General features: G+C 56.6%; 9 protein-coding genes. 3 read left to right on the plus strand and 6 right to left on the minus strand.

What is annotated here, in order from left to right:
• A partial coding sequence (locus tag VM163_13075) for an ABC transporter substrate-binding protein (GenBank protein ID HUT04812.1) occupies positions 1–228 on the minus strand: 228 nt, incomplete at its 3' end.
• A 162-nt stretch (positions 229–390) separates the two neighbouring features.
• Here VM163_13075 and pdxA point away from each other — a divergent pair.
• From pdxA to VM163_13090, 3 genes are all read left to right on the plus strand, one after another.
• Entirely contained in the window at positions 391–1,458 is a 1,068-nt protein-coding gene (gene pdxA / locus VM163_13080; protein HUT04813.1) for a 4-hydroxythreonine-4-phosphate dehydrogenase PdxA, read from the plus strand.
• A 135-nt stretch (positions 1,459–1,593) separates the two neighbouring features.
• On the plus strand, positions 1,594–3,312 hold the full coding sequence (locus VM163_13085) for a right-handed parallel beta-helix repeat-containing protein (GenBank protein HUT04814.1): 1,719 nt from the start codon (positions 1,594–1,596) through the stop codon (positions 3,310–3,312).
• 12 nt (positions 3,313–3,324) lie between these two features.
• A complete protein-coding gene (locus VM163_13090; protein ID HUT04815.1) occupies positions 3,325–4,914 on the plus strand; it encodes a hypothetical protein in 1,590 nt (529 codons plus the stop codon).
• An 85-nt stretch (positions 4,915–4,999) separates the two neighbouring features.
• Here the strand turns inward: VM163_13090 and VM163_13095 are convergent, their stop codons facing one another.
• The 5 genes from VM163_13095 to VM163_13115 form a co-directional block, all read right to left on the minus strand.
• Complete coding sequence (locus VM163_13095) at positions 5,000–5,452, minus strand: hypothetical protein (GenBank protein ID HUT04816.1); 453 nt, start codon at positions 5,450–5,452, stop codon at positions 5,000–5,002.
• Positions 5,449–7,485, minus strand: a complete 2,037-nt coding sequence (gene fusA / locus VM163_13100; protein ID HUT04817.1) for an elongation factor G — start codon at positions 7,483–7,485, stop codon at positions 5,449–5,451. Before fusA ends, VM163_13095 begins: the two co-directional genes overlap by 4 nt.
• Before the next feature lie 32 nt (positions 7,486–7,517).
• Positions 7,518–8,279, minus strand: coding sequence for an NAD-dependent deacylase (locus tag VM163_13105; protein ID HUT04818.1), 762 nt, complete (start codon positions 8,277–8,279; stop codon positions 7,518–7,520).
• Between the two features lie 18 nt (positions 8,280–8,297).
• Positions 8,298–10,043: a dihydroxy-acid dehydratase gene (gene ilvD, locus VM163_13110; GenBank protein HUT04819.1), complete on the minus strand. Its 1,746-nt coding sequence runs from the start codon at positions 10,041–10,043 to the stop codon at positions 8,298–8,300.
• Positions 10,044–10,087: 44 nt separating this feature from the next.
• The coding region (locus tag VM163_13115) for a DNA methyltransferase (protein HUT04820.1) at positions 10,088–11,552 on the minus strand (1,465 nt) is incomplete at its 5' end.

The raw sequence follows: 11,552 nt of genomic DNA on the forward strand, positions 1-11,552 counted from the left end.
GATGTCAGGCCTCAGCGACACGATCATCTCAACGTTGAGCGAGGCGAATCCGCCGACCTTCGGGAGTTTTTGGACAGCAGCGGGCGGGTAGTTGCTATAGCTGCTGACGCCTACGAGCTTCTCCCCAAGGCCGATGCCACACAGAATCTCGGTCAGATTCGGTGCGAGGGAAACAATACGCGAAACGTGAGCCGGCACGGTTATCAGCTTGCCCGATGCGTCTTGCATCCGGGATGCCTCCACCGCCTGCACCCAATAAGGGCGCACGAGGAGAACGATGCATACAGCGAGCAGAGATGCCCAATAGGCACATCGTGCGATGCACTTTTTCATGATGAAGAGCCTACAAATCAGGCACTAAATGTCAATATCGCCGGGGCGAGGCCGGACTTGTTCAACCATAACCGAAATGGTAGCTTCCGGCGCGATATGCAGGAACCAATTATCGGAATCACGATGGGAGACCCCGCGGGGATCGGGCCAGAGATTGTGCTCAAGGCGCACCTTGAACTTCTGAACCTGGAAAAAACTCTCAATAATGTCGTCATCGGCGATCTGGCGCTCCTTGAGGCTGTCGCTCAAGCGATGAGCTGCCAGGTGAGGCTTGTGAGAATCGAAGAGAGCGACGTGATCCGCATACCGCGCCTCGTGAGGGATGATCCCTCCGCCTTGTTCGTGATCGACCTTCAGAACGTCGAACAAGCTGCGCTCAATTATGGCAAGCCCGACATGTTCACGGGAAAAGCGGCGATAGACTACATCGTAACAGCGCTCAGATTCTGCAAGGCAGGCGCAATCTCAGCGATAGCGACTGCGCCTGTTTCCAAGAAAGCGATCTGCGACGCGGGTGTGGCCTTCACCGGTCATACCGGGCTTATCTCAAGTGCGATGGGCGTGCGCGACTTCGCAATGATGTTTGTCTGTGAGGCGCTTCGGGTTTTTCTTCTGACGACGCACATCCCCTTAGCAGAAGTCCATGACCATGTAACTGAGAGAAACGTCAAGCGACTCATCCTGCTCGCAGAGCGGACATTGACGATGTTTTTCGGTATCGAAAAACCCAAGATAGGAGTGTGCGGTCTCAATCCGCACGCCGGAGAGGGCGGCACAATCGGCAAAGAGGAGACAGCATCGATCATCCCGGCCATTGAGGCAGCAAAAAAAGAGGGCATCGATGCGCTGGGCCCGTTTCCCGCCGACGCGCTCTTTGCGCCTGAAAGCGCCCAGAGGTTTGACGCGATAATAGCCATGTATCACGACCAGGGGCTTATCCCTGTCAAGATCGCGGGCCTAAAACGCGCGGTGAACGTAACCGTCGGCCTGCCCATCGTCCGGGTCTCTGTCTCGCACGGGACCGCGAACGACATCGCCGGCAGATGGATTGCAGATGCCACGAGCATGGTCGAATCCCTCAAACTAGCCGATAGTATGGCCCGGACGCTGGCACAGTCCAGATGACCTCGCTCCACCGGCGTTCATGCCTACGATCTTCTCGTGCAGCAAAATCAATTGACTCGGAACGGCTCCGTCCGTATCTTAAATCTTTCTAAGGTAAATATCTAGAGCATTTCTGCGACATTTCGGAGGATATAAATGTCTCGTCGCCTGTTCTATCGAAGTTGGCTGCTCTTTCTCGTGGCGCTTTACGCAAGCATTGCCTGGGCACAGAACACGATACTTGTCCCTGACGATTACGCATCCATTCAGGAGGCGATTGACGCCTCGGCTGCCGGGGACACTATTTGGGTAGCGGGCAGCGAAACGCCCTACTGCGGAAACATCAAGCTGAAGGACGACATCACCCTCGAGGGGGAGGGGCCGGATACTACGACGATTCAGGGCGACAACTACTATCACGCTGTCGTGATGGCCAATAATACGACCCTGCGCGGTTTCACAATCATCGGGAACCCGTCGTGCGTATATTCAGAGGCATCCGGCGTCTTGGTGGAGGACAATGCTCTTCTCGGCCACTACTACGACATACAGGTGGAGGCAGGCTCAATAGATATCGTCAACAATAGCATCACAGGCGCCCCTCCTTTTATCGCGGTCTATTGCGCCAACTGCGCGGCCACAATCGAGAACTGCGACGTTCTCGGCGCCTACGCCGGCATGAAGCTGGAAAACTCGCACGTAGAGGTCTATCGCAGTGTGATCACTGGGACGGACAACGGGGTCAATGTGGAGTCGTGCTCCGGCTCCATTCTCAACAACTACATCTTGGATAACAAGTTCGACGCGGTGCACCTGGAGGGCTCAGAAGGCTTCATTGTCGCCAACAACGTGATCTTCGGAAAGGGCTACAATCTCGTTCGAGGCGCGTTCTGCTACGATTGCGCACCGATAATCGCCAACAACATCATCTCCGAGTGCCGGTTCGGGATAATGGCAGGGCCGGATGCGGCGCCGATGATCCTCTACAACAATTTATATAACAACAGCGACGGCAGTTACGTTGATTTCGATGGGAACGATTTTGTGCCGTCCCCGGGCCTGGGCGAGCTCGACGTGGACCCGGTTTTCGTCGCTCCAGACGATGCTGATTTCAGGCTGGCTGATGGTTCGCCGTGCATAGACGCTGGATATACTATTGAGGGTTATAGGGACCTCGACGGTTCGCCAACCGACGTGGGCGCCCACGGTGGGCCGAACTCCGGCTGGGTTGGGCGCACGGAGCCGCCGCGAATACGAGTGTGGGCAAACCGAGATGTCGTGGGTGCGGGAGATGAGGACCCATTCGTCGTTTCAGTGGGCTACACAAACCGGACCGGCGAGACGGTCGAGGTTGATAGATACGTGGCTGTGATGGCAGATTTCGGGCTGTTTTATCTCCCGTGGATGTCAGCTACACCCACGGCGGAGAGGATGTCTATCGAGCCGAGCCAGACTGAAGCGACAGAGGAGATTCTCTCGATCGAGGATACATTGACCATACCACTCGGCCAATACACGTTCTACGCGGCACTGGCGAGGCCAGGAACCTTTGACTTCTTCTCACCCATGAGCTCCTTCGTTGTGCAGCGTGTAAACAAGCCCGTCGCCAAGTTCACGGTTACGCCAACCGAGGCGGGAGTCGGAGAACAATTCCACTTCGATGCGAGCGAATCCTACGACATCGAGGACGCACTGGTAGTGCTCAAGATCAGATGGGACTGGGAGAACGATGGCGTATGGGACCAGGATTGGACTTTCACGAAAACTGCCCATCACTCTTATTCCACGCCGGGGCCGAAGACCATCAAGCTGGAGGTCAGGGACCTACAGGGGTACATCGGCTCGACGAGTGGGCAGGTTACTGTAACTCAATAGAGGCATTTTCTAATGGCTGCTCTGTTAGCGAAACTGTATAACTGGCTTGGGTCTGGCGGGGGCGACAACCCGGTTCTGTTTGGGTTTATCGTCTTCACTGCGGCGCTGATGATCTTGCTGTTTCTCAAGGGCCTGGCCGGCAAATTGTTCCCCGAGGGGCGGTCAAGGGCAGTTTCTCGCCGGCTCAATTTCTTCCAGAAGCACAAGTTGATCCGGCAGGCTGAATACTTGATGGACGATGGGCATTTCAGTCAGGCTGGAGCACTGCTTGACTCTATCGGAGAGTTCGATCGTGCGCTGCAAACCTACCTCAAGGGCAACGAGCTTGTCGCTGCTGCGTCGCTTGCGGAGAAAATACAGCGATATAATCAGGCAGCTTCCATCTTCGCCAAGTTAGAGGAGTACGACAGAGCGGCCGCGCTTTATGAGAAATCAGGCGATCAGGCAATCGCTGGGGAGATGTATATTTCTGCCGCTGAGAAGGCCGCCGAGAAAGGGAAGAACTACGTTGCGGCGGAGATGTATCTCAAGGGCGGTGAGCCGAGTAGGGCGGCGGAGATGTATAACAAGGCGGGCGATTCTGAGAAGGCTGCTGCGCTCTTTGAGGAGGCCAAGGAATACGAAAAAGCCGCAAACGCCTACGAGATGGTCTATGCTCACTCGCTCTCTAGAGATTTCGGGACTTCGTCGTTAAGCCTGACCAAGAAGGGGCAAGAAGCTGCGTTAAAGGCCGCGAGGGCTTTTGAGAAAGCCAGCAACTACAAAGCCGCGGCTAGGCTCTATAAGGCAGCAAGAGACGTTTCGTTGGCCGCGGAGATGCTCTCCAGGTCTGGCGACGACGAGGGAGCCGCTACCATGCTGCTCGAGGCTAAACGCTTCGACCAGGCGGCCGAGGCCTTTCGACGTGCAGAGAACGAGAAAGGCGCCCTCAAGGCCTCTGCCCTCAAAGCGCTCGATGCCGAGAAGATTCAGGAAGCGGCAGAACTCTTCGAGAAGGTTGAAGACTATATTCAGGCGGCCGGGCTCTACGAGCGGATTGCTAAGACCCTCGACGCGGGGCGGATGTTCGAGGCGGCAGGAGAATACTCCTCCGCCGCATCAATGTTCGTGGCTGCGGGCCAGTGGGAAAGGGCCGCACAGAACTACGAAAAGGCTGGCTCTACCAACCACGCCGCCGAATACTACGCGAAGGCCAACAATCACGAAAAGGCCGCACCACTCTTCGAGGCCTCAGGCCAGTTCTTTGAGGCGGGACAGGCCAATATGAAAGTCGGCAAGGAAGACGAGGCGATGTCAATGTTCCAGAGAGTGCGACCGGGCTCTGAGCACTACGTTAGCGCCTCGAACCTGTTGGGTCAGCTTTTTTCTATCAAGGGTCGGCAGAATCTTGCGATAAAGAAGTTCCTTGATGTTACCGGAAATAAACCAGTAACTCTCGATAATATCGAGATTTTCTACAACCTAGCCCGCGCATACGAGAAGACCGGGCAATCGGCCAACGCCAAGACACTTTACGAGAAGATCATCCTCGTGAATTTCAACTACAAAGATGCCAACGCCCGGCTCGCGGCGCTGGAGAATAAGGATGTAGATACCTCGTAACTGGCGCCCAAACCAGTTGAGGCATTACCCAAGTTACTCCCGGCGTCTCATAACCATTTGGCGGATGGAATAGTCCACCGCAGCGTTATGGGCTGACTTGCTCGATCCTGCCCTCTAACAGGTAGCTGTTTGTCTTAAAAACCAAATCGGTGTCAGAAGACGTGTCAAGATAATAACGGAGCCAGTTCGGGGAGCGAAAGCGAACGCGGAGCTCTCTAACATTTGAGCCCAAAGCTTCCTCCAACGACTTCTCGACGACAATGGCGACCGGCCATCCGCGAAGCCTCATCTGATCGCCCACATGAACCTTGGCCGCAGTGTCAGCCGGGATGTTTGGGAACCTCGCATCAATCACAAAGTGCGAAAACGGCCTCCCCGCAAGGGGCATTGCGCGCCTTGTTTGCAGAAACTCGTAATAGTATTTGAAGACGAAAACGCAGAGAAGAACCGTAAAGACGAGAGCGGCCGGTCGTCTGGGGGCGGAGGTCTTGTCAGAACATCCGACTCGGGATTCTGAGTTTGATGCCTCGGATTTCATGTTACTTCTGCGTAGTGTGACAGGTTCACCATGTAGCTCGCCCGGCCCTGAGTTTCAGAGCGAAGCTGCGTTGCAAGCCCAAAGGTCTTCGAGAGCGAAATGCTAACAGAGATTATCTGTAGCGAGCCTCTGCCCACAATCTCGTTGACCTTGGCGCCTCTCATGCTAAGCCCCTCAATAACCCTGCTGGCATACTCGCGCGGTGTCATGATCTCGCCCCTCATGATCGGCTCCAGCAGGACGGGACGCGCATCTCGCAGCGCCTTTCTGAACGCTGTAGTCGTTGCGTTATAGTATGCCTGTTCAGGTCGGTCCAGATTCTCCTCTTCGACCGACAGGATCGTTGTCCAAACATCTATCAAAGGGTAACCCATTAGAACCCCGGCATTCATGGTGTCGTTCAGGGCTCTCTTGATCGCACCGTATCTGCCGGCTGATCTCTCGTCGAGGTCAGCGTCCGACTCTATGACTAGTCCGCGCCCACGAGGCGCGGGCTTGGCGAGGAGCGTGATGGTGGCCGACTGTGCGCTTGAGGCGGATGTTCTGGAGAAAACACCCGTCCCCGTCCCCTGTTGTTTGATGCCCTCCTTGTAAGCCACCTGGGGCCGGCCAGTCCTCGTCTCAACTCTAAACTCCCGCCTCAGTCTCTCAACGATGACCTCGAGGTGCAGCTCGCCCATCCCTGATATAACCGTCTGTCCAGTCTCCTTGTTCTGCTTGACGTGGAAAGTCGGGTCCTCCGAGTGAAGATGGCCGAGGCACGAATGCATCTTCTTCAGATCGCTCTGAGCTCTCGGCTCTATCGCTATGGAAACGACCGGCTCCGGGAAGTCCATCGACTCAAAGACGATAGGCCTAACACTGCTGCACAATGTGTCCCCAGTATAGCTATTCTTGAGACCAGCAAGGCCCACTATCTCGCCCGGCCTAGCAGCGGTGATCCTCTCCTTCTTGGGACCATATAATCTCAAAACATGCGACACTCTCTCGGCGACCTTTCTCGTCGAGTTGTAGAGAATATCACCCTCCTGAACGACACCAGAATAGACTCGGCAAAACCACACCTTCACCCTATCCTGCAGGTGCATCACCTTGAAAACGAGAAGTGCACAAGGGTCATTCACGTTTGGCTCTATGTCCACGACCTTCCGCGTCAGAAGGTTCTCACAGACAATCGGCGGGACCTCAATGGGAGAGGGAAAATACTCAACCACGCCATCGAGCACGGGTTGGACACCTATGTCGCGGAGCGCAGAACCGCAAAAGACTGGCACAAGCTCCGAACGCATCACCGCGGCGCGAAGGGCGGCCCGAAGCGTTGAGGGCGCAACATCGTCCGCCCCGTTGGCTACGCTCTCCAGAAGCGACTCATCAGTGCACGCGATCGCCTCAATCATTCTGTCCCTGTATCTTTGTGCCAGTTTCAGCTTGGGTTTAGGTATCGGCTCTTTGGAATAGGTTTGCCCGTTATCCTGAGCGTTCCAGCGAAGCACCTTCATCTCCAGAAGGTCTATTACGCCTACGAATTCGGCCTCCGCACCAATCGGAATCTGGACCGGGACGGGATTGACCTTCAGCCGCTTTGACATCGTCTTAAGGACAGAGAAAAAGTCCGCTCCAACCCTGTCCATCTTGTTGACGAAGACTATCCTGGGAAGCTTATACCTGTCCGCGCGATGCCAGACGGCCTCGGACTGCGGCTCAACACCCTCAACGGCGCAAAAGATCACGACCGCTCCGTCAAGTATCCTAAGGCTGCGCTCGACCTCCACCGTGAAATCAACGTGGCCTGGCGTGTCAATCAGGTTCAACTGACAACCTCTCCAGTCAAACGTTGAAGAAGCCGAGGTTATGGTTATGCCACGCTCCTTTTCCTGCTCCATCCAGTCCATCGCCGTGGAGCCCTCATCAACCTCGCCCATCTTGTGCGTCTGCCCCGCATAAAACAGCGCCCGTTCTGTGAAGGTCGTCTTACCGGCATCAATGTGCGCGATAATACCGAGGTTGCGAATCAAGGCAGGATTGTACTTCATGGTCTCGACTCCATTGGCGAAAAAACTACCGACTATCGACCAGTCGGAGAACCAATATACCCAGCCAAAACTTGCTCGGCAACCTTCGGCAACGTCAACCCCACGGAGCCCGACACGCTCAAGTCCGCGAGGTGCTCCGAAAGATGCGTCCGCTCCACGTTCATCTCAATGATCGCCGCACCACACCGCTTCGCCACCAGTGGAAGGACCGACGCCGGAACAACCTGCGCCGAGGTCCCAATAACGAGCATCAAATCACAGCTCATCGCTTCTCGCTCCGCCTCCTCAAGCGCCGAGAACGGAATCGTCTCCCCGAAGAGAATGACCTTGGGCTTCAAAACGCCGCCACAGGCGCAGCAGGGCACGTCAACGGTCAGTAAACTCTCGTCGAACTGAACAGTGGAGCCACAGTTCAGGCACTCAAGCTCCGACATGGTCCCGTGGAACTCTATGACGTTCTTGCTCCCCGCACGTTGATGGAGGTTGTCAATGTTCTGGGTTACTACGCCTTTCAAAACGCCCGCCGCCTCAAGCTGGGCGAGCGCAACGTGGGCGGCGTTCGGCTCAGCACGTTTAAGAATCTCGTAAAGCTCCTTGAAGAGAGCCCAGACCTTCTTGGGATTCCCTACGAACGCCTCGAGAGTAGCATACTCCTCCGCCGGATACTTGTCCCACAGTCCGGCACTGCCTCTAAACGCCGGAACACCGCTTTCGACAGAGATTCCAGCCCCGGTCAGCGCAACAGCGTGCCTCGCATTGCCGAGCAGCTCGGCAGCCTGCGCTATTGTATCCAACGAATCAGGGCTCAACGGCTACTCCGGCGGCAGCATCAAGCAGCCCTGCTCGACTGACGAGGCGAGAGAAGTGTATATCGCGAGAAGCCCCTTATGTCGCTTGCGAGCCGGCCTCTTGAACGACGCGCGGCGTCGCTCCAAGAGAGATAAAACCTCTCTCTCAGACATCTTGCCATCCCTGTCGCCAACGAGGTCCAGCCTCCGTCTGACAAGGTCGATCAGGACAGTATCCCCGTCCTCAAGCAGAGCGATGGGCCCATCCGCGGCCGCCTCGGGCGAGATATGCCCCACGCAGACGCCCCTGGTAGCGCCAGAAAAACGACCGTCGGTCAGGACGGCCACATCCTCAGCTATCGACTCGTTGATCGCCAAGAGCTCGGTCGCGTAAAACTGCTCAGGCATGCCTGTCGCCTTCGGCCCTTCATAGCGGATGACTATCGCATCCCCGGCCTCGACCTTCTCCGAGACTATCTCCCTAAGCGCGCGCTCTTGGCCATCGAAGACCCTCGCCCGAAAGAACCGAGTCTCGTCACCAGCCCCAGTCCACTTAACCACCGCTCCCCGCGGCGCAAGGTTGCCGAATAGAATCCCAATCGGTGCAGTCCGCCTGACGGGATCATCGAGCGGTCTGACGATCGATTCAGGAGTGAGACCGAATCTGCTCAAGTAACCCTCCGCAAGTGTGGTTGGGTGAGCTTTCAGATAGTCACGTGCAGACTGTGCGAGCGTTCTGCCTGTGATGGTCATCACACTCCCGTCAATGAAGCCGGCAAGGCTGTCAATGAGCCTCGGCACCCCCCCCGCCTGCCAGAACAGGTCAGAGGGATATCGTCCTGACGGCTTGACGTCACACAATAAAGGCGTCCTAGCGAAGACCTCATCCGCGCGCCTCAGCGAGAACTCCATCCCCATCGATGTGGCAAGCGCCGCCAGATGCAACAGGCCGTTAGTTGATCCACCGACCGCCGCGAGGACCGTCAATGCGTTTTCAATAGAGCTCTTAGTCATGATGTCGCTGAATCTGATGCCCTTATCAATGAGATGGCCGAGAGCTTGGCCTGACCTCTGTGCCAGCCGCAAGAGCTCAAGCGACCGCGCAGGACAAAGTGCAGAGCCCGGAAGAGCAAGCCCCAGGGCCTCGGCCAAAATCTGCATTGTGCAGGCGGTTCCCATAAAAGCACACGCCCCTGGGCTGGGGCAGGCGTCGTCATAGAGCGCATCGCACGTTGCCTGGCTCATCTCTCCACGCTCGAGCCGCCGCCTTGCATCGACGACCGATTCAAGCGTCCTGAACGAGGCGCCGTGCGACATCACGCCTCCTAGGGCGAAAACGGTCGGAAGGTCAAGCCTGGAAGCGGCAATGAGATGTCCCGGAATGGCCTTGTCGCAGCTCGAGACGAACAACACGCCATCGGCGTGGGCGGACTTTCCGTGCAGCTCGGCCGCAAGAGCTATCACCTCTCTGGATGCGAGCGAGAGACGCATTGCCTCGGTTCCCTGCGTTATGCCGTCGCAGACATCGGAGCAGAAGTATTGGGCTGGCCTTGCGCCCACCTGCAAGAGACCTTCGTAGGCCTTCTGAGCAACCGATTCGAGATGGATACTCCCAGGATGAGAATGCCCAAAGCAGCTCTCGACCAGTGCAAGCGGGCGAGAGAGGTCCTCGCGCGACCAACCGCACCCGAGCCGCAGCGCATCGACCTCGTAGCCCTTCGCACGCGCCTTTTGGCTTATCAGCTCGCGGCGAGCCACCCTATCAGACAATAGACAGCGCCTCTTCCGCGGGCCGCTCCCAAATGAGCATTAACTCAATCGAACAGGTTGTTAGAGTCGTCAGTGTCGTCATTCTTGGCTCTGGGCGCCCTCTTGAAGGTAACGTTGGTTCGCTTAAGCGGCGGACAATCGATGCCTTTGCCGCGCAAGATGTCCTCAATCGTAAGTATCTGAATGCGCGGATAGCGCTTCTGCCAAGTTGTTGATTCGTAAAAACCGGCGCCCGCCGCCTCGCTTCGCATGTCCTTGGTTGGGTCTAGCATCGTTATGAAAACGCCGATCTCGGCGCCCTCGCGCTCAACTACCCCACGCAAATCTCGCACCATGTAGGACGTAACATGCCCCGACTTGACCGAGAAAACGATCTGTTTGGTCTTGCCGCCCTTCGTCTCGTCGTGGAAATAGAGCCGGCCATCGATGCCTTTGTCAGCACCTTTCTTCTCCTCAACGGGCCTTGCGCCCAGCAGCCCGAGCGCCCACCACTGAAACTGATATGGGTTCTCCTTGGCCAGCTGCATCGCCCCTGAAATCGAGACAGGCTCGCCGATCACCTCATATTCCTGCTTGATTCCCTCGCCGAACGTATGCTCAAGTCGATACTTCATCAGCGTTACGGCCAGATGCGTTATATCAATGCCAATCCAGCGGCGATTGAGGCGCTGGGCAACGGCGATGGTCGTGCCACAACCGCAGAACGGATCGAGAACGAGATCGCTCTCGTTGCTGCTCGCCTTGATGATCCGCTCCAAGAGCGCCTCGGGCTTCTGCGTCGGGTAGCCAAGCCGCTCTCTGGCAGATGGCATCACGGGTTGCATCAACCAGACGTCATCGGGATGCTTGCCCTCTGGGTGAGGCTCGTATGAGTCATATACTTTGTCGCCCCGAAATGCCTTTGCCTTATACTTCAATCTCTCGACAGTGTCGGGTGAATACGGCGTCCGAACAGCATCAACGTTGAAGGGCCGATTGGCAGTCGGCTTCCTCGAATAAAAAAGGATCACGTCATGGCGCCGGCCAAAACGTCGCTTGGACACTCCGCCTCCACGGTAGTACCACACAATTTCGTTCTGGAGATTCTGCGGCCCGAAAACTGCATCCATAAGAAGCCTGAGATACGCGCCGGCGGTGCTATCGCAGTGCAGGTATATGCTCCCGGTGGATTTCAGAACGCGACGCAGCTCGATGAGGCGCGGAGCCATCATGGAGATGTAGGCGAGCATGTCGCTGTCGCCCAAAAGCTTCCGGAAGCCCTGCATCGTCTCAGACACCTTGCCGCCTCTTTCCACGACCTCCTCAAAGGCCTCCGCGGCCTCCAGGTCCCAAGTCCAAGTATCCTTGAACGCCTTGATCTGCGCAGGGGACCGCGTCCCGTTTCTCTCCGCAAAGAGCACGTTGTAGTTCTGGTCGCTCTTGAAAGGAGGATCGAGATAGACCAGGTCAACCGACTCATCCTTGACGTGCAACCTTAGAACCTCAAGGTTGTCGCCATAGTAGAGTGTA

This window comes from bacterium (assembly GCA_035527515.1).
Taxonomy (GTDB): domain Bacteria; phylum B130-G9; class B130-G9; order B130-G9; family B130-G9; genus B130-G9.

Bases quoted from the DNA above. Each gene is read 5' to 3' on its own strand.
- VM163_13085 (HUT04814.1), top strand. From the start codon at position 1,594: ATGTCTCGTCGCCTGTTCTATCGAAGTTGGCTGCTCTTTCTCGTGGCG.
- VM163_13090 (HUT04815.1), top strand. From the start codon at position 3,325: ATGGCTGCTCTGTTAGCGAAACTGTATAACTGGCTTGGGTCTGGCGGG.
- VM163_13095 (HUT04816.1), bottom strand. From the start codon at position 5,452: ATGAAATCCGAGGCATCAAACTCAGAATCCCGAGTCGGATGTTCTGAC.
- fusA (HUT04817.1), bottom strand. From the start codon at position 7,485: ATGAAGTACAATCCTGCCTTGATTCGCAACCTCGGTATTATCGCGCAC.